Below are 23,851 nucleotides of genomic sequence, written 5' to 3'. Positions count from 1 at the left end.
ATGTACAAACGGGTACGACTCAAGGACACGGTCGAGGTGCCGCCGCGGAACCTCGCCGACGTGACGGAGGAGCGGGTGAAAGCCCTGCTCCAGGACAAGCTCGAGGGACGGATGGACGAGGACGTGGGTAGCGTCGTCAGCGTCGTCGAGGTGCACGACATCGGCGACGGTGCCGTGTTGCCCAACCGGCCGGGCGTCTACTACGAGGCGGAGTTCGACGCCATCACCTACGACCCGGACATGCAGGAGGTCGTCGACGGCACGGTCGTCGAGGTCGTGGAGTTCGGCGCGTTCGTCGGGATCGGCCCGATCGACGGCCTGCTCCACGTCTCCCAGATCTCCAACGAGTATCTGGCGTACGACGGCGAGAACCAGCAGCTCGCCTCCTCGGATACGAACAAGACCCTCGGCGTCGACGACGCCGTGCGCGTCCGGATCGTCACCAAGAGCATCGACGAGCGCAACCCCCGGGACTCCAAGATCGGCCTGACGGCCAAACAGCCCGGGCTCGGCAAGCACGAGTGGCTGGCCGAGGAGTTCGAGCAGCGACAGGAGGAGGAAGCGTAGATGGCCGACCCGCGACTGGCGTGCCGGGAGTGTCACTACGTCAACGACCCGGACAGCCAGAGCTGTGACTACTGTGGCTCCTCCAGCCTGACCGAGGACTGGGCGGGCTACGTGATCATCAACCACCCCGAGGAGAGCGACGTGGCCGACGAGATGGAGGTCACCGAGCCGGGGAGCTACGCGCTGAAGGTTCGCTAACGTGCTCACGCTGCCGCCCGAGCTTCGCGAGGCGTTCAAGGAGCCGTTCGGCCCGCTCTTTACCGACGTCGAGTCGCTGCTCGCCGAGGCCGAGCCGCCGATCATCGCCGTCGGCGACATGGTCACCTACCACCTCCGGCAGGCGGGCCACGAGCCACACGTCTCGGTCGTCGACGGGCTGACCGAACGCGCCGCGATCCCCGACGACGTCCGGGAGGCGCTCGAGGACGCCGGCGAGCACCGGACCGAAGTCGTGAACGAGCCCGCAGAGCTCTCCCGAGAGCTACTGCTCGCGCTTCGGGAGGCCGTCGACGCCGAGGCCGACACGCTGCTAGTCGTCGAGGGCGAGGAGGACCTCGCGACGCTGCCCGCGGTGCTGGCGGCGCCGCTGGGCGGGAGCGTTGTTTATGGCCAGCCCGGCGAGGGGATGGTGTTGATTCGCGTGACGGAGGCAGCCCGGGCGGAGATGCGCGATCTGTTAGTGCGGTTCGACGGTGATGCGGACGCGGCGCTTGCGGCGTTAAGTGTGTAGGTTCGGAGTTTTCTACTACAGAGTCGTGGGGTGGCAGTCGACGATGGAACAGCGACGGCACCAGCATCTCGACGCGAGACTACTTGTGACCGCACCGCCCACAGACCTCCCCAGCCGACTCGTTCCTTCGCTACCGCTCAGTCACTCGTCCCTCGCGCTCGGCTCGCGCACGGAGGCGCGAGCGCTTCGCGCCGACAGCGACCGCGGTGCGGTGGCGGTGGACGCCTCGCTGCCGTCGGCGAGAATCGAAGATTCTCGTCTGCCAATCAGAAATCTTCGATTTCTGATGGCGGGCCTCGTGCCCGGCACACTGCGGTCGCAAGTGGTCCAGCGTCGAGATGCTGTCGCGGTTGCTGTCTCAGTCACCAACGATCGAACTGCTGTCGCGGGTGCTGTCCCAGTTGCCAACGATCGAACTGCCGTCGCTGTTGCTGTTTCCCCCGTCGACAGCCCCTCCGCCACGACCACCGAATGTTCCACACCGACACCCATCCGACACGACACAGCCTGACAGTAGCCCTTCGAAATCCTTTTGCCGTTTTCCGGCGCATCTTCGGGCAACTGACCATGGAGATCGAAATCGTCGACGAGACCGAGAACCCGATGTTGCACCGCACCGACGTCCGCTTCGAGCTCACCCACGAGGACGCCACGCCCTCGCGCCTGCAGGTCCGCGACAGCCTCGCGGCGACGCTTGACAAGGGCTCGGACGAGGTCGTGATCCGCAAGCTGGACACGAAGTTCGGCATGCGCAAGACGATCGGCGACGCGAAAGTGTACGAGTCGGCCGACGACGCCCGCGACGTCGAGCAGGACCACATGCTCCAGCGGAACAAGATCGAAGCCGACACCGAGGCCGAGGAAGCCGCCGCGGACGCCGAGTAACGCCGGATGCGCGTTCTGGGTGTCGAGGGCACGGCGTGGTGTGCGAGCGCCGCCGTCCACGACACCGCGACCGACCAGACGTTTATCGAGTCCGACGCCTACGAACCGGAGAGCGGCGGCATTCACCCGCGCGAGGCCGCCGAGCACATGGGCGACGCGATCCCGCGGGTGATCGAGACCGCGCTCGCCCACGCCGACGGCGACATCGACGCGGTCGCGTTCTCGCAGGGCCCCGGACTGGGCCCGTGTCTGCGCGTCGCCGGCACCGCCGCGCGGGCGCTCGCCGGTACGCTCGACGTGCCCCTCGTCGGCGTGAACCACATGGTCGCCCACCTCGAGATCGGGCGCCACGAAGCGAACTTCGACTCGCCGGTCTGTCTCAACGCCTCGGGCGCGAACGCCCACCTACTCGGCTTCCACGACGGCCGCTACCGCGTGCTGGGCGAGACGATGGACACGGGCGTCGGCAACGCGATCGACAAGTTCACGCGCCACCTCGGCTGGAGCCACCCCGGCGGCCCTAAGGTCGAGGCAGCCGCCAAAGACGGCGAGTACGTCGACCTGCCCTACGTCGTCAAGGGGATGGACTTCTCGTTCTCGGGGCTGATGAGCGCCGCGAAGGACACCGTCGACGGGGGGGCAGCCGTCGAAAACGTCTGTTTCTCGCTGCAGGAGCACGTCTTCGCGATGCTGACGGAGGTGAGCGAGCGCGCGCTCTCGCTGACGGGCAGCGACGAGCTCGTGCTCGGCGGCGGCGTCGGGCAGAACGACCGCCTGCGGGAGATGCTCGCGGCGATGTGCGAGCAGCGCGGCGCCGAGTTCTACGCGCCTGAGCCGCGCTTCCTCCGGGACAACGCGGGGATGATCGCCGTCCTCGGTGCGGAGATGGCCGCCGCCGGCGACACGATCGAGATCGCGGACAGCGCGATCGACCCGAACTTCCGCCCGGACGAGGTGCCCGTGACCTGGCGGGAGAACGAGTCCGTGGCGGTGGGCCACGGCGCGACCGCGGGGGGGCCCTCGGGGCTCACCGATCCTCGCCGCGGCGCGGAGGCCGTCGTCGACGTGCAGGACGGCGTGGTGGTGAAACGCCGGATACCCAAGGCGTACCGCCATCCCGACCTCGACGCGAAACTCCGCCGGGATCGGACCGTCCTCGAAGCGCGACTGCTCAGCGAGGCGCGTAAGGCGGGCGTGCCGACGCCGCTGGTCCACGACGTGGACGTGCCCGAAGCGACCCTTCGACTCCAGCACGTCGGCGACACGGACCTCGCAGACGCGCTCACGACCGAGCGGGCGCGAGTGCTCGGGGAACACCTCGCCCGGCTGCACAGGCGGGAGCTGGTCCACGGCGACCCGACGACGAAGAACGTCCGCGTCGGCGACCGACTGTTCCTGATCGACTTCGGGCTGGGGTACCACTCCGGCCACCCGGAGGATCACGCGATGGACCTCCACGTGTTCGAGGGCTCCGTCGAGGGGACGGCCGCCGAGCCGGCGCCGGTCTGTCGGGCGTTCGAGGACGGTTACGCCGGCGTCGGCGACGACGCGGTGCTGGAGCGCCTCGCGGAGATCCGCGGACGCGGCCGCTACCAGTAGCTGCCGGCGCGCGGTCCAAAACGATTTATCGCCGCCGGTCCACGGTTCGCCCATGGGAGACAACGAGAGCGGCAAGCCCGAGTCCGGCGAGCTGTTCGGTATTCCGTACAACTTCGAGGAGCCGAGTATCGGTCGGCTGCTGTCGAGCCACTGGCAGCCCGACGAGGGGATGTTCGTCGAGCAGCCGTTCGGCGTCGGCTACACGCTCAACCTCGCCAACTGGCGCTCGTGGGTCGTGGCCGCCGTCGCGGTCGGGCTGTGGTGGCAGGAGAGCCAGAAGCACCGCGACGAGGCGGCCGACGAGGAGGAGCCGGTCGAAGTCATCGTCGACGACGACTGATCTGCCCGGCGACGGTCGGCCGGGCAGGGCGGCTGATCTCGCCGGCACGCGGTCAGCCGGCGTGGACGACTGATCTCGCCGGCACGCGGTCAGCCGGCGTGGACGACTGATCTCGCCGGCACGCGGTCAGCCGGCGTGGACGACTGATCTCGCCGGCACGCGGTCAGCCGGCGTGGACGACTGATCTCGCCGGCACGCGGTCAGCCGGCGTGGACGACTGATCGCCACGGTAACGGTCAACCGTGGCGGGCGACTGATCCCGGCGATCCGGAACCGCGAACCCTTTTCGGAGCCGCGACGACGGTCCGGTAGATGCTGCGCTACGTCACCACCAACCCCGGGAAGGTCCGCGAGGCCGAGGCGTACCTCGACGACGGCTCGGTCGCCCAGCTCGACTACGACTACACCGAGATCCAGAGCGACGACCTCGGCACGATCGCCGCCCGCGGCGCGCGTGAGGCGTACCGCCACGCCGGCGAGCCGACGCTCGTCGACGACGCCGGGCTGTTCGTCCGCGCGCTCGATGGATTCCCCGGCCCCTACTCCTCCTACGCCGAGGAGACGATCGGCGTCGAGCGAACGTGGGAGCTCGCCCGCGAGGAGGCGGACCGCGCGGCGTCGTTCCGCTGCGTGCTCGCGTACTGCGACGGGGAGGGGTTCGACGCCTCGCCCGACCCCGTGGACAAGGACGACCGCGTCGCCGCCGCCGCGGCGGGGCCGGACGCCGACGACGACGCCGAGACGCTGCCCGTGAAACTGTTCGAGGGCCGGGTTCGGGGGACGCTGGTCGAACCCCGCGGGGAGGGCGGGTTCGGCTTCGACCCGATCTTCGAGCACGAGGGGACCACGTTCGCGGAGATGGACGAAGCCGAGAAAAACGCGATCTCCCACCGCGGGCGGGCGCTCGCGAAGTTCGCGGAGTGGCACGCCGAGCGGTAGCGTCCAGCGCGAGGCTGTGGCACGCCGAGCGGTAATCGAGGAGCGCGAGGCTGTGGCACGCCGTGTCGACCGATTTTTGCCCCGCGCCGCCGCCGTGCCCGCATGGAGATCCGTCCGCTCCACGAGTCGGAAGTCCCCGCGTTCGTCGACGGGCTCTGGGTGCCGTTCTGTCGGGAGATGGCCGAACACGACCCCTACCACGCCCTCGCCGACGAGTACCGCGAGGGCGTGATCGAGTTCCGCTGTGAGCGTCTGAGCGACGAGGATCGAATCGACCGCGTGGCAGTCGTCGACGACGAGTTCGCCGGCTACGTCTCCGCCGAGGTGCAGGAAGCGCCGCCCGTGTTCGCCCACGACGACACCGCCCACGTCAACGAGATCTACGTCCGGCCGGCGTTCCGCCGGGAGGGGATCGCCGACGAACTGATGGCGGCCGCCGAGTCGTGGGGGGAAAAGCGGGGCTGTGCCCACGTGACGCTCACCGTCGACGCGTGGAACGAGTCCGCACAGGCGCTCTACGAGGACCGAGCGTACGACGTGAAGCGGTACACCATGCGTAAGCCGCTGGACTGATCGCGCGCGGCGATCAGGCCCGCGGCTCCCGGTCCGGCCCCGGATACTCGCCGCCGACCACTTCGGGGTAGAGCGTCTCTGGGTCGAACAGCGTCGCGAACGCGTCCGGTGTCCGGACTGCCGTCTCGACGCGGTCGCGGACCATCGTGTTCCCCTTCGGCCCGGTGAGCCGCTCGTCGAAAGAGAGGACGTGCATCGCACCGCCGTGGTACGCAGAGGCCAGCGCGGGGTGGTCGCCCTCCGGCTGGTCGACCGGCTCCCGGCGGTCGTCGATGCGGTCGCGCCAGTCCGCCGCGAGCTCGGGGTCGGCGAGGCGTTCGATCACCGCTTCGGCGTCGTCGAGCAGCGGGTCGCTGGCGACCAGCGTGAGCCACGAGTGGCTCCGGACGTGATCCAGACACGTCCGCGCGTCGCCGCCGACCAGCAGATCCGCCGCGAGCACGTCGCTGTCGGCGACGATGCGTTCCGGCGAGGGATCACTCATTCCTGACCTCCGCGAGTGCGTTCCTGACGGCGGTCTCGTCCGCCTCGTACTCGGCGGCGCGGGCGAACAGCGACTCCCAGCGTTCGGGCATACGCCGTGATCGGCCGACGTGCGTATCGGTGTTGCGGCTCGCGGGGCGCTGTGGTTCCGGCCTGCTCGGCGATCGCGCCGGTCGAACGTTCGCGCGTCTGACGCGGGTTTAAGTTCTCCCGATCGCTGTATCCCGACGGGCGCACACCTACAGTTCCCATCCTCGCAGTGTGCCCGACACGACTCCACCGACGACGCCCGCCCGTCGATTTTCCCCCCGCCCCCGGTGACGGGTTCGGACGTCGTCGTCTTTCCCCCTAGGCGTGAGCGTTATCCGCCACTGGCGCCTATCTCCAAGAGATGATGGCCACGACCCACGCGCTGGCAGGGCTGCTCCTCTCGGTGCCGGTGGCGCTGGTCGCGCCGGAGTTCGCCGTCGTCGCCGCCGTGGCGGGGTTCGCTGGCGGGGTGTTCCCGGATCTCGACATGCCCGGCGAACACCGCCGGACGCTCCACTTCCCGGTGTACTACACGCTGGCCGCCGCGGCAGTCGGCGTCGCTGCCCTCCTCCTCCCGTCGGTGTGGACCGTCGGCGCCGCGCTGTTTCTCGCCGCCGCGGCGGCTCACTCCCTCACCGACGCCCTCGGCGGCGATCTCGAACTCCGGCCGTGGGAGCAGCGCGGCGATCGGGCGGTGTACAGCCACTACCACCGCCAGTGGTGGCGGCCGCGTCGTTGGGTCCGGTACGACGGCGCGCCCGAGGACGCCATCGCGACGGTCGGGCTCGGCCTCCTCGTACTGCTGGCCTACGATGGCGTGTTCGACGCGATCGTCGCCGGGACGGTCGCCGTCGGGTTGGTCTACGCCGTACTCCGGCGCCGCATCGTCGACTGGGGGGAGCACGCGGTCGACGCGCTCCCCGACGAGGCGGTCGACCGGATGCCGGACTCGCTGATCGAGGACCTGCGCTGACGCCGGCGACGCGCTTTTCGCCCCGGCAGACTGTCCTCCGCCATGGAGACCGTCGACATCGACGACGCGTTCGACGCGTTCGAGGAGCGGTGGGCGCCGCGACTGCTCGCATCGCTCAACGGACAGGAGCTGAAAGCCGCCAAGCTGGAGGGGGCGTTCGTCTGGCATACCCACCCCGACGCCGACGAGCTGTTCTGGGTGATCGAAGGGGAGCTGACGCTCGAACTCGAAGGCGAGTCCGACCAGCGCCTCACGGACGGCGAGCTCGGGGTCGTCCCGGCGGGCGTCGAACACCGCCCGGTCGCCGACGGGCTGGCGAAGGTCGTCCTCTTCGAGCCCGCCGGCACCGAGAACACGGGCAACGCCGACGCCGAAGACCGGAAGCGGGAGGTACAGACGCTGGAAGAGGACTAGAGCGGGTCGATCTCGGAACCGTCCTCGCCGGGTAGTCGGTCCAGCGCGAGCGCGCCGGCGAGCACGACCACGGCGACGACGAGCCCGCCGACTGCCTCGCCGACGGTGTGGGCGCCGGTCGCGATCCGACTCCAGACGAGCAGCGGTGCCACGAGCAGCAGCGGCGTGAACCGCCGGTCGGCGGCGACCAGCGCGCCCGCGGGCACGGCGGCGTAGATGACGTGGCTCGACGCGTCCCACAGCGGGACGACGACGAGGTGGAGCAGCGAGGTGACGATCAGGAGCACCGCGTACGGCGGGACGAGCCCGCCCCAGTCGAACTGCCGCCACGCGAAGGCAATTCCCGCGAAGGCGACGATCAGGCCGAGTGCGGCGAAGAAGTCGTCGCCGCCGGGGACCGCGGTGACGGTCAACCGCGCATCGCCGCCCGGAACACCGGTACCGACGATCGTTGGGCCGCCCTGATAGACGGCGAACGCGAGCGCCCACGCGCCGACGACGGCGCCGAGCCGGGGGGCGAGCGACTTCGGGGCAAGGTTGTCGCGTCTCTCGTAGCCGACGAGCAGCAGGGTCGCGAGGAGGACGAACAGTTCCGGAGCGAAGACGGTGGAGACGGTGTCGGCGACGGCCATACGCGTGGGGGTGAGTCGGTCGAAAAAAAGGCGTTTCGTCACGGCGTGGCTGTCGCTGGTCGGTTCGGGGTTCGGAGAAAGCCTAGGCCGGGATTTGAACCCGGGCTCTCGTCCTTACCAAGGACGCGCTTTACCGCTAAGCTACCCAGGCGCGCACCTCCTCGTACTGCGGTTCCGGGTATAGGGATTTCGATTCGACCCGAATCAGGGATCCGTTCCCGCACTCCGCGTCGCCGAGCCGACGTAGCCGTCGGAGAAGCCCGCGAGCCGATCCCGCGTCGGCTCGGCGAGCAGCTCCGGCGCCGCCGGGAGCGCCCCCTCGTAGGAGTGAGCCAACTCCGCCGCGAACCCCAGCAGCTCCTCGGAGGGGGTGCCGTCGACGGCTGCGACGCCGGCGACGACCGCGAGTTCGAACACGTCGGCTTCGAGGTTCCGGTCGATCGCTGCGGGGTTGTCGGTCCGCTCGCGGTCGGTCTGGTCACGGCCGAACGCCCGGACGGTCTCGACCGCGCGGTCGGCCGCGGGCGTCCGGGCGAGCAGCGAGAACCCCCGGGAGACGAGCACGTCGGCGGCGACAACCGAGAGATCTGCCTCGATGTCGTTCTCCGGATCGATCGCCCACGGCTCCTCGTGGGCCAACTGTCGGGTGAGCGAGAGTCCCTCGTAGATCAACTGCACGCCGGCGGCGAGTTCGCCCAGCGCGGTCACGTCGACGCTGTCGTCGAACGCCCGGGCGGTCGACAGCGTCAGCGCCCCCGGGACCATCGACGCCGCTGCCAGTCGCTGGTCGAGCGTCTCGCGGAGAGGCTCGGGCTCGATCTCCCCCAGCGCATCCCGGGCCGAACGGCGGGCCACGGCGGCGTCGTCCATCGTCTAGGGTAAGTCGCGGCGGACGCAAATGCCTTTGGAAAGCCCCCGAAAGCGCCACGAGCACCGGCCAGCAGCGGCGGTTCGTCGATCCGTTTGCGACCACCCGATAGCGAAGGGTTATGGGCGCCGGGGGCGGTGGTGGTGGTATGGTCGAGTGTGAGTACTGCGGGGCGGCCTTCGACGACGAGGAGGCCCTCCTCGAACATCTCGGCGACGAGCACGCCGAGGAGCTCGGACCGATAGACCAACGCCGGGTCGACGCCGCGAGCGACGACGAGGGAGGGCTCCCGATCGTCGGCCTCCTCTCGGGCGCCGCGGTGCTCGTGGTGTTGGTCGTCGCGATCTGGTTTTTCTTCCTGAGTGGCGCGGGTGGCGGCACGGATCTCGACGCCGAGCCGGCGGGCATGGAGGACGAACCGCTGCCGAACCGCGGCGCCGACGAGTGGATCTCGCAGGTCGAGACGTTCGAGAGCCAGGGGCGTGAGCACCGCTCGGGCGACGTCGACTACGACACCGTCCCGCCGCTTTCGGGCCCCCACTCCGGCGACTGGGCGTCTGCAGGCTACTACACCGAGACGCCACGGCTGGAGGAGCTGGTCCACTCGCTCGAACACGGTGCGGTCGTGATCTACTACGACGAGGGGAACCTCTCCGACGAGGCGGAGGCCAGCCTCCGAGCGTGGACCGCGAACAAGGACGGCCAGTGGCAGAGCGTCATCGTCGCGCCGAACCCCAACGAGAACCCACGCGGCGACTACGTGCTGACGGCGTGGACCCACCGGCTCGTGATCGACGACTACGACGCCGAGTCAGTACAGGCGTTCGCCGCGGAGTACCTCGGTCGCGGGCCGGAGAACCCGGTGCGGTAGGTCGGCCTTCGCGGTTCCCGTTCTACTCCCGCACTGAGAGCCCCGGCACCGGCGGCATCGAGCGCTTGTGTGCGCTCCCCTCGACCAGTTCCTCGACGCGCTGGACGTGCTCCTCGGTGACACCGTCGACGTAGCGCACCGTCGCGGCCGTCGACAGCGGGCCATCGACGTGCAGCGCGAGCACGGCGTCTAGGTGGTCGTAGTTCAGCCCCATCTCTTCCTCGTCGGTCTGCCCCTCCCACATCTCGGCGGTGGGGGTCTGCATCACCAGCTCGTGGGGGACGCCGACGTGGGCGGCGAGCTGGCGGACTTGTTGTTTGTACAGGTCGCCGATGGGGTTGCAGTCGACGGCCTGATCGCCGTACTTCGTGAAGTAGCCGGTCATCGCCTCGCTGCGGTTGCCCGTCCCGAGGACGACGCGGTTCTCGGTGTTCGCGACGTAGTAGTTCAGCACCGCCCGCGTCCGGACGCGGACGTTCCCCGCGGCGGTTTTGTCCTCGATGCCCTCGGGGTACGCCTCGTCGAACGTCTCGGCGATCGGCTCGATCTCGATCACGTCGTAGGGGATGCCGAGCGACTCGGCGACCGCCTCGGCGTCGCTCATCAGTTCCTCGTCGCTGACGCGGGCGGGCATGGTCAGCCCGTGGAGCCCGTCCTCGCCCAGCGCTTCGACGGCGAGGTAGGCCGTCAGTGTCGAGTCGATCCCGCCCGAGAGGCCGAGCACGGCGCCCTCGGCGCCGGCGGCGTCGACGGTGTCCCGGATGAACGAGACGATCTCCTCGCGGGCGGCTTCGAGCTCTGCCTCCGAGAAACGGATGTCCAGCGGCGCGTTCTCCGTCAGGACGTCTTCGGGCATGGGTCGTCGTTCTGTCTCGGGTGACAAATAGGCACTCCCCGACCGCGGGAGGTGGACGCGCGTCCGGTTCCGGTACGGGGTGGCGGAATCCGAAACCGACTTACCGGAGGCTGGCGTTCGCTCATGCACGAGCGCAGTAGGCCTCGTGAACGAGAGACCACTAACGCGGATGTGGTCCAGTGGTAGGACAGTAGCTTCCCAAGCTACCGGCCCGGGTTCAATTCCCGGCATCCGCATTTTGTGTCTTCGTGTGTCTATACTCGGAGGAATCCACCTGAGAATCGCTTATAAGTAGTCACACGTTCACATTGAAACCGTGGCGGACGACTACGTGCGTCGGACGGCAATCACTCGTCTCGAAGTAACTGACGAGCAACGCGAGCTTCTCGAAGAGACGATTACTGCGTGGAAGCGCGGTTGTCAAATCGCCACGGACATGGCGTGGGGGAAGTGCAACGCGAAAAGCGACGTACAGCCCCTCGCTTACGATACTGTGCGTGAACAAACCGACCTCGGTAGTCAGCACGCGGTCCTCGCCACCCACCAAGCCGCCCAAGCCATCACCGGCTGTATCGAACGCCGATCAAAGGCAAGACGGTAAGCAAGCCGATCTTCACCGCACCCACGGTGAAGTACGACACCCGGACCATGACGGTGTTCGACGACGGTACGGTGTCACTGTCCACAACGGAGAGTCGTATCCGGTGTGAACTTGCTTTGCCCGAGGCCGCCGACGGATACCAACGGCAGTACCTCGATTCTGAGGAGTGGAACGTCACGGAAAGCACTCTCACTGCCCGCAACGGCGACTACTTCCTGCATATCGGCTTCCGCCGACACAAGAACGACACCGAACGGAACACTGCCGAGGACGGAACGGTTCTCGGGGTCGACCTCGGTATCGAAAATCTCGCTGTCACCAGTACGGCCTACTTCTTCAGTGGGCGGGAGCTAACTCACAACCTCCGCGAGTTCGAGAAGGTACGGGAGGGACTCCAACGGACCGATACTCGAAGCGCCCATCGAACGCTCGAACGGTCGAGTGGGCGCGAACTTCGGTACATCCGGGACGTACTTCATCGGGCGTCGAACGCTATCGTGGATGAAGCACTTCGGTACGAGTGCGACGTGATCGCGTTCGAGGACTTGACGCACATCCGCGACCAAACGGGCGCGTCGTGGGGGCACAAGTGGGCGTTCCGAACGCTCTACGAGCAAGTGGAGTACAAAGTCGAAGTGGTTGGGATCTCGGTGGAACAAGTCGGTTCGGCGTACACGTCCACGCGGTGCGCCGAATGTGGGTTCACGGCAGACGAGAACCGCCAGAGTCGTAACGGTTTCCAGTGTCAAAAGTGCGACTCGGAAGCCAATGCGGACTACAACGCGGCGAAGAACATCGGGATGCGGTACGTCCGTCGAGGCCAACAGTCGTCTCGGCGGACGGGCAACAGTCAGCTTGCCCTGAAGTCCGGAACCGTGACGCCGAGCGGCGGATTCACCGCCCACCCGGAGGGGTTCGAGGCCGAGTTCACGGACAAGCCCCTCCCTCCACGAGCGAACCCGTCAGGGTGAGCGAAGTAGGGTGGGGTAGCTGATTTCCCGGACGGCGCTTTCTTGCCTGTCTCTCCCCAACCCGTCCGTATGCGCACCGTGTTCCACGTCTCCGACGCCGACGCCTATCGAACCGCCAAGTCGAAAGTCAGGAGCCTCCTGGAGGACGAAACGATCGATGTCGACGCTGTCGCGATCGTGATCGATCACCCCAACAGCATCGACGCCGCCGCGGGGCGGCTTCGTGGAACCACCGAATCACTGCTCAGCGACGGCGCGAAGGTAAAGCTCTGTACGAACTCCCTCGGGCTTGCTGACACGTCCGAGTCGGCGTTCCCGCCGGGCGTCGAACTCGTCTCTTCGGGGATCGGAGAACTGGCACGACTACAGGATTCGGGCTGGAACTACATCCGGCTCTAACGGCTGCCCGGCGGATTGAGGTCCCGCTCGAACTCGTCGAACACTTCGAGATTGTCGGGCAGGTCGTACTCGATCCGGCGCTGCTCCTTGTTGCGCTCCAGCCCGTCCTCGATCGGCGCGGCTTCGGACTCCCAGCCGGGTTTCACGCGGACGGATTTCGCGGGCTGGCCGACCGCGACGTGGTGGGCCGGCACGTCGCCGTCGACGACGGCTTTCGCGCCGACGACGGAGTTCTCGCCGAGCTTCGAGCCCGCCCGCACGAGCGTGTCGTAGGTCAGTCGGGCATCGTCCTCGATGATCGTCCGGTAGTTCACGACCTCCGTCTGGTCGACAATGTCGTGGTCGTGGGAGAGCACCTGCGCGGAGTCCGAGATCGAGACGCGGTCGCCGATCTCCAGCGCGCCGCGGTCGTCGAGGTGGACGTCGTCGTGGACGACCACGTTGTCGCCGACGGTGATGTTGTGGCCGTAGGTGAACGTGATCCCCTTGAAGAAGCGGCAGTTCTCGCCGACCTCGTCGAACAGGTGTTCGGCGAGCATCTGCCGGAACCGCAGCGCGAACTCGATGTTGTCGGCCATCGGCGTCGCGTCGAACTGCCGCCAGAGCCACTGGAGGTGTTTCGAGCGCTGGAACCGGTCCTCGTCCTTCTCGGCGTAGTACTCCGACTCCAGCGTCGCGTTGCAGGGGTCGTACCCCTGCAGGCGGACGCGCTCTGCGGGCGTCACGTCGCCGCCGTCCTGCCAGCGCTCGTAGGCGTCGCGGTCGCCGAACAGGTCGACCAGCGTGTCCTGTACCACGTCGCAGGTGTCCTCGTCGGCCGCGAGCCGCTCGTCGACCTCCTCGACGAAGGCGTCGACCCCGGCCTCGGCATCCGGCGGGAGCGAGGCGTGCCGTTTGGTCATGCCCGGAGGGTGGGGTGGGCCGGCCAAATGGGTTCGGGTGTCCACACAGTGTGCACGTCCGGTAGATCAGGGCTGTTTCGGACACGGAGTATGACGGCCACGGACGCCGATCACGGAGACACCCTGAGAGGTTACCGCGAGCAGCGCTAGCGCCACGGTCGTCGACGGCGTGGGCCGCTGTTGATCGGATGTGAGACCCGGCAGCAGAAATCGAAGTTCCCGGCACCGGCCCAGCGCCGACCCGCGAAAACGCCTCGGCTTACGCCCCGGAGCGCGACCCGGCAACCCACTTCTCGGAGTACGACTCCCCGCAGGCACACTTCGCGTAGGCGTGGATCACGTCGCCGTCGGCGTACAGCCCGCCGACCCCGGGATTCTCGGCCTCGGCGAACGCGAACACGTACTGAACTTCGTGCTCGTCGCCGTCGCCGGCGGGACACTCTCCGCCGGCTAAATCGGCGTCGACGCTGCCGCCTTCGCCCATCGCCTCCTTCGCGAACTGCATCGCGTCCTGCCCGGTGCCGGCGTCGAACAGCTTCCGCCCCTGCTCGCCCGGGCGCACGAGCACGACCCCGCCGTCGACTTCCTCGCCGGCGTCGGCCAGCTTGCCCGCCTCGTCCAACTGGTCCTCGGCGAGGAACAGCGCCACGTCCTCCAGCCGCTCGCCCGCGAGGAACTCCGAGAGCTTGCTCATACCCCGACGAGGCGCCTGAACGGGAAAAAGCGACCGCGTTCCGGTCGGCTCAGTCGAAGTCGAACGGGTCGTCGCTCCCCGCGTCACTGCTGGTGCCGGCGAGATCCTCACCCTCGCTGCCTGACTGCGTGCCGGCGAGGTCCTCACCCTCGCCGCCTGACTGCGTGCCGGCGAGGTCCTCCGCGATCCCCTGCAGCGACCCGCCCGGCCCGCTGGTGTCGCGGTAGAACGTCCGCTCGCCCGGCAGCCGGAGCCCGTAGCGCTCGCCGGGCTGGATCTCGTCGATCTCCACGGGGTCGCCGGGCTCGCGCTCCCGTTCGCGCAGCCACTCGACCAGTCGGTTCTCCGCGCGGCCCGGGTCACGAGCCTCGCTCTTGAGGTCGTAGGCGCCACGGAGCAGGAACCCCGGGCGGCCCTCACGCACCTCGGCGTGGCGCTCCTCCCCGTCGATCACGACGCGGACGAACGAGCCCGGCTCGAGGTCGAGCTCCCCCGGCAGGCGCAGGCAGGGCCGGCGGGTGCCGCCGTTGCGGGCCACCTCCGCCCGCTCCGTGCGGACGCTGGCGTGGTCGCTGGGGATACGATCGGGCATCGAGAGGTGAGAGAAAGCTTACTCCTCGGACTCGTCGTCGCCCTCGCCGAAGGCGGCCGCGACGTCCTCGTCGCCGATCACCTTGGCGTTGACCTGTGCGCTCTCCTCGCTGAACTCGGCGCCACGGACCGTGACGCGGCGTCGCTCGCCGTCCTTCTCGGGGTGGTAGCCGACACCGCCTTCGAGCAGGAGCTGTTTGAGGTTCGAGCCGGCGACGTCCTCGCGCATCGGTCGGCCGGCGGCGTCCGAGCCGCCGGTGAGCTGCAGCGTGGACTCCGAGAGCCCGACGACGTCGGCGTCGACCTCCTCGCCCAGCGAGCGCCCGATGAAGCGGTTGGCGTCCTGTCCGTCGACCTCCGTCTGGTACGTGTTGCCCGTGTCGGGGTCCGACACGACGAGCTTGAGTTCGGCCATACCCGAAAATCTCGGCCGCGGCTGAAAAACACGTCGAAACCGCCCGTTCCGGCAGGGGTGGGCCGAACGCGGCCGCTACGCCTCGCCCGGCAGCAGCGCCTCGGGCTGTTGCTGGACGAACAGCACGCGCTCGCTATCGTCGAGCGGCCGGACGTACAACCGGCTCTCGCCCTCGGCCTCGATCCGCCGGGCCGTCTCCTCCGCATCTTCGACCTCGTAGTAGATCGGGATCAGCACCGCCCGCCCGGCGTCGGCCGCCTTCATCACCACGACGACGAACACGACGTCGTTGGCCTGGGCGTTGTACGCCTCGTACTCGTCGAACTCGGCGCCGTCGACGGCGTTCTGCACCGCCTCGAACTCGTTGCCCGGCACGAGCACGTCGAACCCCGTCCGATCGTCCTCGTAGCCGTCGTCGGTCTCCAGTCGGGGCAGCGGCGTCACCGCGCCGGGCCGGAGCTCGACGGTCTCCCAGCCCGCCTCCCGGAGCTCTTCCGCGGTGGCCTGCATGTCGTCGATGGTGTCGTCCCAGAGGTCGGTCATGCCCTGTAGCGGGTGTCCGGGGTCCATGCCCGGGTAACGGCCCGTCACGGGTGAAAAGGGTTCGCTTGCGGGACGCCACCGCTAAACCCCCCGCCGCCCACAGTCCGGGGTATGAGCGACGACGCCAACCTCACCGACTTCGCCGGGCGTGGGGACGGCGCGGCGGAGGCGGACGACGACGGGGCAAGTGATCCCGAGGACGGCGCGCTCGGGCCGGACGACGGCGCGAATCCCGACGACGCTACCGACGCCGAGCCCGAAACGCCGACGTTCACCTACACGTCAACGCCCGACGGCGCCGAGTGTGCGGCCTGCGGGACGACGGTGGAGAAGCGCTGGTACGCAGGCGAGGACGGAACGGCGGAGAACCCGGATCTCGACCCGGACGCGCTCGTTTGTCCGGACTGTAAAGTGTGGTGAAACGCGACTCCGGCGAGTGACCGACGACGAGCGTCGTCTCGTCGTCCCGGAGCGGATGCCGGAGTCGGGTCGCTACGACCGCTCGAACCCGGCCGCGAGCGTCTCCTCGTTCACGCTGAGCACCGTCGGCCGGCCGTGCGGGCAGGCGAAGGGCTGTTCACACTGCCCGAGCCGATTCACGAGTGCCTGTGCGTCCTCGGCTTTCAGCGCGTCGCCGGCCTTCAGCGACGGGTGACAAGCCAGATCCGCGAGCGCCGTCTCGCGGGCGTCCTCGATATCGTCACCGCTCGCGAGCGCCGCGAGGGTCTCCCGGAACGCCCCCGCGTCGGCGGGGCGACCCAGCGGCGCGGGCACCGCCGAGAGCTTCACGGTCGTTCCACCGAACGGCTCGGCGTCGAACCCCAGCGCCGCGAGCTCGTCGGCGCGCTCCGTGACGATCGCGGTCTCGGCGGGCGACAGCGAGAGCGTCTCCGGCGGCGAGAGCTCGGCGCGTTCGATCGCTTCGCCCGAGAGGGAGGCCCGCAGGCGCTCGAAGTTCACCCGCTCGTGGGCCGCGTGCTGGTCGATCACGAGCAGGTCGTCGCCCTCCGCACAGAGGATGTACGTCTCGCGGAACTGCCCGAGCACCTCGGCGTTACCGAGCGCGGAGTCGCTCTCCTTCGGCGCGAGAGATTCTTCCAAGCCCATCGCGACCTCGCCGGAGCGCCGGAGATCCGCGGTCGTGAGCGCGTCGTTCACGCCGGTCTCGACCGCTGCTTCCACCGGATCCCGTACCGAGAGTGCGACCTCCGCCTTCGCGGGGTGGACGTTGGCGTCGACGGTTTCCGGCGGGAGCGAGACGGAGACCACTGCGATGGGGTGGCGGCCGTCGGGCAGCAGTGTGCCGTAGCCGCGCTCGATCGCACGACGGAGCCCGCCGTCGACGACCGGGCGGTCGTTGATCGCGGTCCAGAGGTGTGAGCGGTCGGCGCGGGTCGTCGAGGGGTACGCGAGGACGCCCTCGACGTGGATCGTCTGCCCGTCCTCGCCCCCCGAGAGCGTCGTCTCGTGGGCGAACGTCGTCGATCGCGCGGCGACGTGGCGGTCGTAGACGGCCGCGAGCGCGTCCTCGTGGGCACCGCTGCCGGGCGTCTCGAACACCTCCCGGCCGTCGTGGGCGAGCGAGAACGATACGTCCGGCCGGGTGAGCGCGTAGCGCGCCACCAGCTCGGAGATCTTCGCGAACTCCGCGCCCTCACTACCGAGGGACTCCCGGCGTGCCGGCCGGTCGGCGAACAGGCCCCGGACCGTCACGGTCGTCCCGCGGGCGCGCCCGGCGTCGGTGACTCGAACGTCGCCCTCGTCGTCGACCACGAGCCGCGTTCCGGGCTCGCTCCCGTCGCTGGTGACGAGTTCGAGTCGCCCCGCGTCGGCGATGCTTGGCAGTGCTTCGCCCCGGAAGCCGAGGCTCGTCGTCGCCGGGAGCGCCGCGGCGTCCCGGAGCTTGCTCGTCGCGTGGCGCTCGACCGCGCGGGCGGCGTCGGTGCGGGCCATCCCGTGGCCGTCGTCGGCGACCCTGATCCGTTCGGTGCCGTCGCCGTCGACCTCAACCCGGATCGAGTCGGCGCCGGCGTCGAGCGCGTTGTCCAGCAGTTCGCCCACGACCCGCGCGGGCCGAGTGATCACCTCGCCGGCGGCGATGCGGTCGATCGTCTCCTCGTCGAGATGTTCGACCGCCGGCGGACCGGCCTCGCCGCTCATCGCGAGACACGGTCCTGGAGCTCCTGTAGGCGGTTCAGCGCCTCGATGGGAGTGGTCCGAGCGAGGTCGACGTCGCGGAGTTCGGCCGCGATCTCGTCGGCGTCGGTCCTCTCCTCAGATTCGGTTCCGGGCAGTGTCTGCTGGCCCGGGGGTGGGGATGGTTCGGCATCGTCGGTGTCGATCGTGGCGGCGGTATCGACGCCGGCACCGTCCGTGGCGGCCTGCGTCGGTTCGGCCGCGTCGGCCGACGCCGTGGTCTCCTCGTCCTCCACGAGCTCCCGCGAGCGTTCGACGACTGCCGCCGGGACGCCGGCCATCCGGGCGACTTCGACGCCGTAGGAGGAGGACGATGGCCCCTCGTCGACGCGGTGGAGGAACGTCACGTCGTCGCCGTCCCGGATTGCCGTGAAGTGGAGATTGAACACCTCCTCGCGTTCGTCGGCCAGCGCGGTGAGGTCGTGGTAGTGGGTCGCGAACAGCGTCCGGGCGCCCACCTCGTCGTGGAGGAACTCCGTGGCCGCGCGGGCGATCGCGAGCCCGTCAGCGGTGGACGTACCCCGACCCACCTCGTCCAGCAGGACCAGCGAGTCCGCGGTCGCGTCGTGGAGGATGTCGGTGAGCTCGCTCATCTCGCGCATGAACGTCGACTGCCCGCCGGCGATGTCGTCGCTGGCGCCGACGCGAGTGAACACGCGGTCGAGCACGGGGAGGCTCGCGGACTCGGCGGGGACGAACCCCCCCGCCTGCGCGAGCACGCAGATCAGGCCGACCTGCCGCATGTACGTCGACTTCCCGCTCATGTTGGGGCCGGTGATCAGCGCCACGCTGCCGGCCGGGAGGTCGGCGTCGTTGGGGACGAACTCCGCCTGTGCCTGTGCGACCACGGGATGGCGCCCGGCCTCGATCTGGAGCGGGTCGTCGCCCTCGTGGAACGTCGGCCGGCAGAACTCCGGGCCGACCGCGACCGTCGCGAGCGACAGGAGGGCGTCCAGATCCGCGAGGTCGTCCGCGAGCGCCTGCAAGCGGTCGGCAGCGTCCGCGACTTCCGCACGGACCTCGCGGAAGATGTCGTACTCCAGCGCGTCGGCACGCTCGGCGGCGCCCAGAATCTCGTCCTCGCGCCGGCGGAGTTCGGGCGTGACGAACCGCTCGGAGTTCTTCAGCGTCTGCCGCCGGCGGTACTCCTCGGGCACCGAGTCGAGGTGGCTGTCGGTCACCTCGATGTAGTAGCCGTGGACCTGATTGTGGCCGACTTCGAGGTTGTCGATTCCCGTCCGTTCGCGTTCCTTGGCTTCGAGGTCGGCGACCCACTCGCGACCCTCGCGTTCGGTCGCGCGCACCTCGTCGAGTTCGTCGTCGAAGCCCTCGGCGATCACGCCCCCCTCGGTGATCTCCTGTGGGGGGTCCTCGGCGATCGCGTTCTCGATCAGCTCCCGCGTTTCGGCGAGTTCGTCGAGGCCGTCGCGGAGTTCCTGTAGGCGGTCAGATTCCGCGTCCGAAAGCGCCGCTTTCAGCTCCGGGACGATCGCGAGCGTCCCCGCGACCGAGCGCAGGTCCCGCGCGTTCGCTCGCTCGCGGGAGACCCGCGAGACCAGCCGTTCGAGGTCGTAGGCGGCGCTGAGTTCGTCGCGCAGTTCCTCACGCAGCAGCGTTCGCGTCGAGAACTCCTCGACGGCGTCGAGCCGGGCCTCGATCGCGCGGCGGTCGACCAGCGGGCGGCGGAGCCACGACGCCAGCCGGCGGCGCCCCAGCGCACAGACCGTCTCGTTCACCGTCTCGAACAGCGTGTCGCCGTCACGATCGCCGCCGGCGCGGTTCTCGAACAGTTCGAGGCTGCGCAGCGCGGCGGCGTCCAGCCGCAGGCAGTCCGCAGGGTCGTAGCGCTGGATTCGGGAAACGTAGGAGAGTGGGCCGTCGTCGCCCTGCGTGTACTCGGCGTAGGCGAGCAGCCCGCCCACGGCGCGGGTCTCGACGCCGGCGAAGCGGTCGGGATCGGCGTAGGCTGAGAGGGTTTCGTGGGCCGCGTCGGCGGCGAAGGCGTCGTCGTCCCAGTCGGTCGTCGGGCAGGGGGCATCGATATCGGGTGCGCCCGGCCCCGAGAGCAGTTCCGCGGGACCGACGCGGGCCACCTCCTCCCGGGCGCTCGCGGGGTCGGGCGCGGGGGCGACCCGGCACTCGCCGGTGGACACGTCGACGCTGGCGACCGCGAACTCCTTCTCGCCGCCGACCACGCTCGCGACGTACGTCGAATCGGGCGACAGCAGTTCGTCGTCGACGACGGTACCGGGCGTGATGATCTGGGTGACCGCGCGCTCGACGATCCCGTTCGTCTCGCTGGGGTCCTCGACCTGATCGGCGATCGCGACGCGGTGGCCGGCGTCGAGCAGGCGCTCGATGTACTCCGCGGCGTTGTCGACGGGGATCCCCGCCGCGTCGTAGGTGCCCGTGGAGTCCTCCCGCTCGATCATCGTGAGTTCGCAGGTCCGGGCGACCTCCTCGGCGATCTCACAGAACGTCTTGTAGAAATCCCCCACTCGGAACAGCACGAGCGCGTCGTCGTGCTCCCGGCAGCGATCCACGTACTGCTGGAGCATCGGCGTGAGCTCGTCCCGGCGCTCGTCCAGTTCCGACGGGGGGCCGACGACCGGGGACATGGCCGAAAGAGGGGTGCCGAAGCGGAAGAGCGTTACGCGAGGCGTCGATCCACGTTCAGCTGACGAACTGCAGGAGCTCGTCGCGCTTGGCCTCGCGGAACCGCTGGCCCAGCGCCTCCGTAAGCGGCTCGATGCTGCCGGTCTTTGCGGTGATCGGACAGATCGTCTCTTGATACTGTTGCCACGGCGGGAACAGCCCGAGCCGGTCACAGAGGTCGTCCAGCCGCTCGTCGCGGTCGTCGACCTTGTCCATCTTGTTGACCGCGACGATCGGGTCGACGTCGACGTCCTGCAGGAAGTGGAACATCTCCACGTCGTGGGGGATGTCGCCCTTCTCCTGATGGCGGTCGATGATGTCGATCACCGCCTTCCCGTCGACGACCAGCACGCCCGCGAGGATGTCCTCGGCGTTCTCCTCAACGTAACGCACCACGTCAGTCTTGATCTGCTCGCGCTGCTGTTCGTCGACGCCGGACATGAACCCGAACCCGGGCAGGTCGGTGAACATGAAGTCCTGTCCCGCCCAGTCGTAGTGGTTGGGCTGGCGGGTCACCCCCGGCTTCCCGCCCGTATCGAACTTGTGACCCGTCAGCTCCCGCATCAGCGTTGACTTCCCGACGTTCGACCGCCCGACGAGGACGACCTCGTCCCCGCGGTCCGGCCGGTTCTCGAAAGGCATGGCCGTCGGTAGCCGCCTGCCGGGGTTAACGCTCACGGGTCGAAGGGACGGGATAATAAACCAGAGAGTGCGATAGCGAAGCTACCGGTCGGCGCCACCGCCGGCTATTTGCCCGGTCCGCGAGAGGCACGCCTGTGCGACTCGTACAGGTGATGATCCCCGCCGGGAAGCGGGAGGCCGTGCTCTCGGTGCTGGACGAGAACGGGATCGACTACGCGCTGTCGGACGAGACCAGCGGCCGGCGCTACACCGGCGTCGTCTCGTTCCCGCTGCCGACCAACGCCGTCGAGCCGATCCTGGATCAGCTCAGAGAGGAGACGGGCATCGACCGCGAGGCATACACGGTCGTGCTCGACGCCGAGACGGTTGTCTCCGAGCGCTACGACCAGTTGGAGAAGGAGTGGACCGAGGGCGAGGAGGGCGAACGCATCGCCCGCGACGAGCTAGTCACGCGTGCGGCCGACCTCGCGCCGGACTGGGTGCCGTTCCTCGTGATGACCGCGATCAGCGCCATCGTCGCGACCGCGGGGCTGTTGCTCGACTCGGCGGCGGTCGTCGTCGGCTCGATGGTGATCGCGCCGCTGATCGGGCCAGCGATGGCCACAAGCGTCGGCTCGGTCGTCGACGACCACGAGTTGTTCGTGCGCGGGATCAAGCTCCAAGCGGCGGGCGCGCTGCTCGCGGTCGCGAGCGCGGCCGCATTCGCGGGGCTGTTGCGGTTCGGGAACGTCGTCCCGCTGGGGACGAACGAGGTGCTCGCGATCGGCGAGGTCCGGGAGCGGCTCTCGCCGGGCGTCCCGTCGCTGGTGGTCGCGCTGGCGGCCGGGATCGCGGGCGCGCTCTCGCTGTCCTCGGGGGTCTCCTCGGCGCTGGTCGGCGTGATGATCGCCGCGGCGCTGGTGCCGCCGACCGCGGTCGTCGGGATCGGGGTCGCGTGGGGGCGGCCGGGCGCCGTCGTCGGCTCGGCGGTGCTGGTCGCGGTGAACTTCCTCTCGATCAACCTCGTCGCGCTGGCGGTGTTCTGGTACCAGGGGTACCAGCCCGAGCAGTGGTTCGACGTGGGGGAGGCTCGGAAGGACACCGCCAAACGCATCGGCGCGCTGGCGGTCACGGTACTGATCCTCTCGACGGTGCTCACGGGCGCGACGTACGCCTCCACCCAGCGCGCAGCGTTCGCGGACGACGCCCGCGCAGAGACCGAGTCGCTGCTTTCGGGGGAGCCGTCGCTGTCGCTGATCGGCTTCGAGGTGGAACACGGCGCCGCGTTCCCGTTCCGCAGCCCCGAGCGGGTGGTGGTGACTGTCGGCCACCCGCCGGGTGAGGAGCCGCCGGCGTTGGCCGGTCGACTGGCCGACAGAATCGAGGACATCAACGGCGGACCGTTCGGCCTCAGCAGCGGGGAGAACGTCGAAGTCGCGGTGCGGTACACCGCCGTCGAGACGGCGGGCGGCGACGGCTCGGGGACGGCTCAGGCGTTGCGCGAGGGCGGGATGTCGGGCTCCCAGTCGACGGCTGCGACGATCGTGTCGAGCACGCCCTCGACGTTCTCGCTCTCGGCCACGCTCATGTAGGCGTCGGCGTCCACGTCGGTCGACACGTCGGACTTGTTGCAGACGGTGACGACCGGCGCGTCGAATCGCTCGTCGAGTTCGTTCCGCAGTTCGAGCTGGGCGTCCAGCGGGTAGCCGCAGTTCCCGGAGGCGTCGACGACGAACAGCACGGCGTCGGCGAGGTGTCGCAGCGCGGAGACGGCCTGGGCCTCGATATCGTTGCGCTCCGCTTCGGGGCGGTCGAGCAGCCCCGGCGTGTCGACGATCTGGTAGCGAATGTGGTCACGCTCGAAGTGGCCGACGTGGACCGCCGTCGTCGTGAACGGGTATGACTCGATCGCGTTGCTCGCGTTGGTCACCGCGTTGACGAAGGAGGACTTCCCCACGTTGGGGTAGCCCGCGACGACGATCGCGGGCTCGTCGGGGCGGATGTCCGGCAGCGTCTTGAGTTCGTCCCGGGCCTCGCCGACGACGAGCAGGTCGTCCTCGATCTCCTCGACGATGTCGGCCATGCGAGCGAACGCCTGCTTGCGGTGCTTGCGGGCGGTGTCGGTGTCGCTGTTGCGGATCTTCGAGGCGTACTCGTCGCGGAGCTGCTCGATCTGGTTGCCGGCCCACGTCACCTCGCTCAGCGCCTGTCGCAGCCGGTCCACGTCGACGATCGCGTCGGCGAGCTCGTAGTAGAACGGGTCGACGTAGTCGAAGTCGGGCCAGGCGCCCGCGACGTTCTGGAGGTTGTCCGAGAGGATGTTCCCCGCCGTTCGCAGCATCGCTTCCTGTGCCTCGTAGGGGTCTTTCGCCCGCCCCGTCCGCGACGCCCGGGAGAACGCCTTGTCGAGGAGCTCCTCCGACCGGGGCGTGGTCGGTAGATCTTCGAAAGTCATCGATTACGGGAGTGTAGCCGGCCAGCGCGTAAAAACGCGTCCGTTCGG

26 protein-coding genes, 2 tRNA genes and 2 pseudogenes are annotated in these 23,851 nt (G+C 69.1%); 16 read left to right on the top strand and 14 right to left on the bottom strand.

The window, feature by feature from the left end; genetic code table 11:
• The 8 genes from BN1959_RS01605 (at position 1) to BN1959_RS01570 (ending at position 5,633) form a co-directional block, all read left to right on the top strand.
• Entirely contained in the window at positions 1-567 is a 567-nt protein-coding gene (locus BN1959_RS01605; RefSeq protein WP_053946981.1) for a DNA-directed RNA polymerase, read from the top strand.
• Complete coding sequence (spt4, locus tag BN1959_RS01600; RefSeq protein WP_049979771.1) at positions 568-765, top strand: transcription elongation factor subunit Spt4; 198 nt, start codon at positions 568-570, stop codon at positions 763-765.
• Position 766: 1 nt separating this feature from the next.
• Positions 767-1,297, top strand: a complete 531-nt coding sequence (locus tag BN1959_RS01595; protein WP_053946980.1) for a GTP-dependent dephospho-CoA kinase family protein — start codon at positions 767-769, stop codon at positions 1,295-1,297.
• A gap of 567 nt (positions 1,298-1,864) precedes the next feature.
• Positions 1,865-2,182 carry a 30S ribosomal protein S24e gene (locus BN1959_RS01590; protein ID WP_053946979.1) on the top strand — a complete coding sequence of 106 codons (318 nt, stop codon included), beginning with the start codon at positions 1,865-1,867 and terminating at the stop codon, positions 2,180-2,182.
• A gap of 6 nt (positions 2,183-2,188) precedes the next feature.
• Positions 2,189-3,781: a bifunctional N(6)-L-threonylcarbamoyladenine synthase/serine/threonine protein kinase gene (locus BN1959_RS01585; protein ID WP_053946978.1), complete on the top strand. Its 1,593-nt coding sequence runs from the start codon at positions 2,189-2,191 to the stop codon at positions 3,779-3,781.
• A gap of 52 nt (positions 3,782-3,833) precedes the next feature.
• On the top strand, positions 3,834-4,121 hold the full coding sequence (locus BN1959_RS01580) for a DUF5808 domain-containing protein (protein WP_053946977.1): 288 nt from the start codon (positions 3,834-3,836) through the stop codon (positions 4,119-4,121).
• Between the two features lie 312 nt (positions 4,122-4,433).
• The gene (locus BN1959_RS01575) at positions 4,434-5,060 is read left to right on the top strand and encodes a non-canonical purine NTP pyrophosphatase (protein ID WP_053946976.1); all 627 of its coding nucleotides are present in this window, start codon (positions 4,434-4,436) and stop codon (positions 5,058-5,060) included.
• A 102-nt stretch (positions 5,061-5,162) separates the two neighbouring features.
• Positions 5,163-5,633, top strand: a complete 471-nt coding sequence (locus tag BN1959_RS01570; protein WP_053946975.1) for a GNAT family N-acetyltransferase — start codon at positions 5,163-5,165, stop codon at positions 5,631-5,633.
• Positions 5,634-5,646: 13 nt separating this feature from the next.
• On the opposite strand, the gene BN1959_RS01565 is transcribed toward BN1959_RS01570, so the two are convergent.
• Positions 5,647-6,117 (bottom strand): DUF7384 family protein, encoded by a 471-nt coding sequence (locus BN1959_RS01565; RefSeq protein WP_053946974.1) that lies wholly within the window; start codon positions 6,115-6,117, stop codon positions 5,647-5,649.
• A gap of 390 nt (positions 6,118-6,507) precedes the next feature.
• On the opposite strand from BN1959_RS01565, the gene BN1959_RS01560 reads away from it, so the two are divergent.
• Positions 6,508-7,119 carry a hypothetical protein gene (locus BN1959_RS01560; RefSeq protein WP_053946973.1) on the top strand — a complete coding sequence of 204 codons (612 nt, stop codon included), beginning with the start codon at positions 6,508-6,510 and terminating at the stop codon, positions 7,117-7,119.
• Positions 7,120-7,161: 42 nt separating this feature from the next.
• Positions 7,162-7,533, top strand: coding sequence for a cupin domain-containing protein (locus tag BN1959_RS01555; protein WP_053946972.1), 372 nt, complete (start codon positions 7,162-7,164; stop codon positions 7,531-7,533).
• Here the strand turns inward: BN1959_RS01555 and BN1959_RS01550 are convergent.
• The 3 genes from BN1959_RS01550 to BN1959_RS01540 form a co-directional block, all read right to left on the bottom strand.
• Entirely contained in the window at positions 7,530-8,165 is a 636-nt protein-coding gene (locus BN1959_RS01550; RefSeq protein WP_053946971.1) for a hypothetical protein, read from the bottom strand. The two genes, BN1959_RS01555 and BN1959_RS01550, sit on opposite strands and share 4 nt — an antisense overlap.
• Before the next feature lie 79 nt (positions 8,166-8,244).
• Positions 8,245-8,316 (bottom strand) — tRNA-Thr (locus BN1959_RS01545).
• A gap of 53 nt (positions 8,317-8,369) precedes the next feature.
• Positions 8,370-9,035 carry a DUF7114 family protein gene (locus tag BN1959_RS01540; protein ID WP_053946970.1) on the bottom strand — a complete coding sequence of 222 codons (666 nt, stop codon included), beginning with the start codon at positions 9,033-9,035 and terminating at the stop codon, positions 8,370-8,372.
• Between the two features lie 146 nt (positions 9,036-9,181).
• Here BN1959_RS01540 and BN1959_RS01535 point away from each other — a divergent pair, with 146 nt between their 5' ends.
• Complete coding sequence (locus BN1959_RS01535; protein WP_053946969.1) at positions 9,182-9,904, top strand: DUF3105 domain-containing protein; 723 nt, start codon at positions 9,182-9,184, stop codon at positions 9,902-9,904.
• Positions 9,905-9,926: 22 nt separating this feature from the next.
• On the opposite strand, the gene BN1959_RS01530 is transcribed toward BN1959_RS01535, so the two are convergent.
• Positions 9,927-10,760 carry an NAD+ synthase gene (locus BN1959_RS01530; protein ID WP_053946968.1) on the bottom strand — a complete coding sequence of 278 codons (834 nt, stop codon included), beginning with the start codon at positions 10,758-10,760 and terminating at the stop codon, positions 9,927-9,929.
• 165 nt (positions 10,761-10,925) lie between these two features.
• Here BN1959_RS01530 and BN1959_RS01525 point away from each other — a divergent pair.
• From BN1959_RS01525 to BN1959_RS01515, 3 genes and pseudogenes are all read left to right on the top strand, one after another.
• Positions 10,926-10,996 (top strand) — tRNA-Gly (locus BN1959_RS01525).
• Positions 10,997-11,076: 80 nt separating this feature from the next.
• Positions 11,077-12,332, top strand: a pseudogene (locus BN1959_RS01520) (RNA-guided endonuclease InsQ/TnpB family protein).
• A 69-nt stretch (positions 12,333-12,401) separates the two neighbouring features.
• Entirely contained in the window at positions 12,402-12,731 is a 330-nt protein-coding gene (locus BN1959_RS01515; protein ID WP_053946967.1) for a DsrE family protein, read from the top strand.
• Here the strand turns inward: BN1959_RS01515 and BN1959_RS01510 are convergent.
• From BN1959_RS01510 to BN1959_RS01490, 5 genes and pseudogenes are all read right to left on the bottom strand, one after another.
• On the bottom strand, positions 12,728-13,633 hold the full coding sequence (locus tag BN1959_RS01510) for an acyltransferase (protein WP_053946966.1): 906 nt from the start codon (positions 13,631-13,633) through the stop codon (positions 12,728-12,730). The two genes, BN1959_RS01515 and BN1959_RS01510, sit on opposite strands and share 4 nt — an antisense overlap.
• Positions 13,634-13,892: 259 nt before the next feature.
• Positions 13,893-14,327, bottom strand: coding sequence for a DUF5807 family protein (locus BN1959_RS01505; RefSeq protein ID WP_053946965.1), 435 nt, complete (start codon positions 14,325-14,327; stop codon positions 13,893-13,895).
• 178 nt (positions 14,328-14,505) lie between these two features.
• A pseudogene (locus tag BN1959_RS01500) lies at positions 14,506-14,919 on the bottom strand (DUF7112 family protein); the annotation flags it as partial.
• 18 nt (positions 14,920-14,937) lie between these two features.
• The gene (locus BN1959_RS01495) at positions 14,938-15,333 is read right to left on the bottom strand and encodes a 30S ribosomal protein S6e (RefSeq protein ID WP_053946964.1); all 396 of its coding nucleotides are present in this window, start codon (positions 15,331-15,333) and stop codon (positions 14,938-14,940) included.
• 75 nt (positions 15,334-15,408) lie between these two features.
• Entirely contained in the window at positions 15,409-15,903 is a 495-nt protein-coding gene (locus BN1959_RS01490; RefSeq protein WP_053946963.1) for a DUF7529 family protein, read from the bottom strand.
• 84 nt (positions 15,904-15,987) lie between these two features.
• Between BN1959_RS01490 and BN1959_RS01485 the strand changes: the two genes are divergently transcribed.
• The gene (locus BN1959_RS01485; RefSeq protein WP_053946962.1) at positions 15,988-16,296 is read left to right on the top strand and encodes a DUF7573 domain-containing protein; all 309 of its coding nucleotides are present in this window, start codon (positions 15,988-15,990) and stop codon (positions 16,294-16,296) included.
• 72 nt (positions 16,297-16,368) lie between these two features.
• On the opposite strand, the gene mutL is transcribed toward BN1959_RS01485, so the two are convergent.
• The 3 genes from mutL to engB are packed head-to-tail and all read right to left on the bottom strand — an operon-like array spanning position 16,369 to position 21,369.
• Positions 16,369-18,036, bottom strand: a complete 1,668-nt coding sequence (gene mutL / locus BN1959_RS01480; RefSeq protein WP_053946961.1) for a DNA mismatch repair endonuclease MutL — start codon at positions 18,034-18,036, stop codon at positions 16,369-16,371.
• Positions 18,033-20,690, bottom strand: a complete 2,658-nt coding sequence (gene mutS, locus BN1959_RS01475) for a DNA mismatch repair protein MutS (protein WP_053946960.1) — start codon at positions 20,688-20,690, stop codon at positions 18,033-18,035. Before mutS ends, mutL begins: the two co-directional genes overlap by 4 nt.
• 55 nt (positions 20,691-20,745) lie before the next feature.
• On the bottom strand, positions 20,746-21,369 hold the full coding sequence (gene engB / locus BN1959_RS01470; protein WP_053946959.1) for a GTP-binding protein EngB: 624 nt from the start codon (positions 21,367-21,369) through the stop codon (positions 20,746-20,748).
• Positions 21,370-21,503: 134 nt separating this feature from the next.
• Between engB and BN1959_RS14295 the strand changes: the two genes are divergently transcribed.
• Positions 21,504-22,940: a TIGR00341 family protein gene (locus BN1959_RS14295; RefSeq protein ID WP_202594630.1), complete on the top strand. Its 1,437-nt coding sequence runs from the start codon at positions 21,504-21,506 to the stop codon at positions 22,938-22,940.
• Here BN1959_RS14295 and BN1959_RS01460 read toward each other — a convergent pair.
• Positions 22,838-23,803, bottom strand: coding sequence for an NOG1 family protein (locus BN1959_RS01460; protein ID WP_053946957.1), 966 nt, complete (start codon positions 23,801-23,803; stop codon positions 22,838-22,840). The two genes, BN1959_RS14295 and BN1959_RS01460, sit on opposite strands and share 103 nt — an antisense overlap.
• Positions 23,804-23,851: the final 48 nt, after the last annotated feature.

The sequence above is a fragment of the Halolamina sediminis genome (assembly GCF_001282785.1).
Classification (GTDB): domain Archaea; phylum Halobacteriota; class Halobacteria; order Halobacteriales; family Haloferacaceae; genus Halolamina; species Halolamina sediminis.
The sequence above is the reverse complement of the archived record's forward strand: the minus strand, read 5'-3'. Positions and strand labels throughout refer to the sequence as shown.

Excerpts from the sequence above, each read along its gene's own strand:
- BN1959_RS01605 (WP_053946981.1), top strand. The coding sequence starts at position 1 with ATGTACAAACGGGTACGACTCAAGGACACGGTCGAGGTGCCGCCGCGG.
- spt4 (WP_049979771.1), top strand. The coding sequence starts at position 568 with ATGGCCGACCCGCGACTGGCGTGCCGGGAGTGTCACTACGTCAACGAC.
- BN1959_RS01590 (WP_053946979.1), top strand. The coding sequence starts at position 1,865 with ATGGAGATCGAAATCGTCGACGAGACCGAGAACCCGATGTTGCACCGC.
- BN1959_RS01585 (WP_053946978.1), top strand. The coding sequence starts at position 2,189 with ATGCGCGTTCTGGGTGTCGAGGGCACGGCGTGGTGTGCGAGCGCCGCC.
- BN1959_RS01580 (WP_053946977.1), top strand. The coding sequence starts at position 3,834 with ATGGGAGACAACGAGAGCGGCAAGCCCGAGTCCGGCGAGCTGTTCGGT.
- BN1959_RS01575 (WP_053946976.1), top strand. The coding sequence starts at position 4,434 with ATGCTGCGCTACGTCACCACCAACCCCGGGAAGGTCCGCGAGGCCGAG.
- BN1959_RS01570 (WP_053946975.1), top strand. The coding sequence starts at position 5,163 with ATGGAGATCCGTCCGCTCCACGAGTCGGAAGTCCCCGCGTTCGTCGAC.
- BN1959_RS01565 (WP_053946974.1), bottom strand. The coding sequence starts at position 6,117 with ATGAGTGATCCCTCGCCGGAACGCATCGTCGCCGACAGCGACGTGCTC.
- BN1959_RS01560 (WP_053946973.1), top strand. The coding sequence starts at position 6,508 with ATGATGGCCACGACCCACGCGCTGGCAGGGCTGCTCCTCTCGGTGCCG.
- BN1959_RS01555 (WP_053946972.1), top strand. The coding sequence starts at position 7,162 with ATGGAGACCGTCGACATCGACGACGCGTTCGACGCGTTCGAGGAGCGG.
- BN1959_RS01550 (WP_053946971.1), bottom strand. The coding sequence starts at position 8,165 with ATGGCCGTCGCCGACACCGTCTCCACCGTCTTCGCTCCGGAACTGTTC.
- BN1959_RS01540 (WP_053946970.1), bottom strand. The coding sequence starts at position 9,035 with ATGGACGACGCCGCCGTGGCCCGCCGTTCGGCCCGGGATGCGCTGGGG.
- BN1959_RS01535 (WP_053946969.1), top strand. The coding sequence starts at position 9,182 with ATGGTCGAGTGTGAGTACTGCGGGGCGGCCTTCGACGACGAGGAGGCC.
- BN1959_RS01530 (WP_053946968.1), bottom strand. The coding sequence starts at position 10,760 with ATGCCCGAAGACGTCCTGACGGAGAACGCGCCGCTGGACATCCGTTTC.
- BN1959_RS01515 (WP_053946967.1), top strand. The coding sequence starts at position 12,402 with ATGCGCACCGTGTTCCACGTCTCCGACGCCGACGCCTATCGAACCGCC.
- BN1959_RS01510 (WP_053946966.1), bottom strand. The coding sequence starts at position 13,633 with ATGACCAAACGGCACGCCTCGCTCCCGCCGGATGCCGAGGCCGGGGTC.
- BN1959_RS01505 (WP_053946965.1), bottom strand. The coding sequence starts at position 14,327 with ATGAGCAAGCTCTCGGAGTTCCTCGCGGGCGAGCGGCTGGAGGACGTG.
- BN1959_RS01495 (WP_053946964.1), bottom strand. The coding sequence starts at position 15,333 with ATGGCCGAACTCAAGCTCGTCGTGTCGGACCCCGACACGGGCAACACG.
- BN1959_RS01490 (WP_053946963.1), bottom strand. The coding sequence starts at position 15,903 with ATGGACCCCGGACACCCGCTACAGGGCATGACCGACCTCTGGGACGAC.
- BN1959_RS01485 (WP_053946962.1), top strand. The coding sequence starts at position 15,988 with ATGAGCGACGACGCCAACCTCACCGACTTCGCCGGGCGTGGGGACGGC.
- mutL (WP_053946961.1), bottom strand. The coding sequence starts at position 18,036 with ATGAGCGGCGAGGCCGGTCCGCCGGCGGTCGAACATCTCGACGAGGAG.
- mutS (WP_053946960.1), bottom strand. The coding sequence starts at position 20,690 with ATGTCCCCGGTCGTCGGCCCCCCGTCGGAACTGGACGAGCGCCGGGAC.
- engB (WP_053946959.1), bottom strand. The coding sequence starts at position 21,369 with ATGCCTTTCGAGAACCGGCCGGACCGCGGGGACGAGGTCGTCCTCGTC.
- BN1959_RS01460 (WP_053946957.1), bottom strand. The coding sequence starts at position 23,803 with ATGACTTTCGAAGATCTACCGACCACGCCCCGGTCGGAGGAGCTCCTC.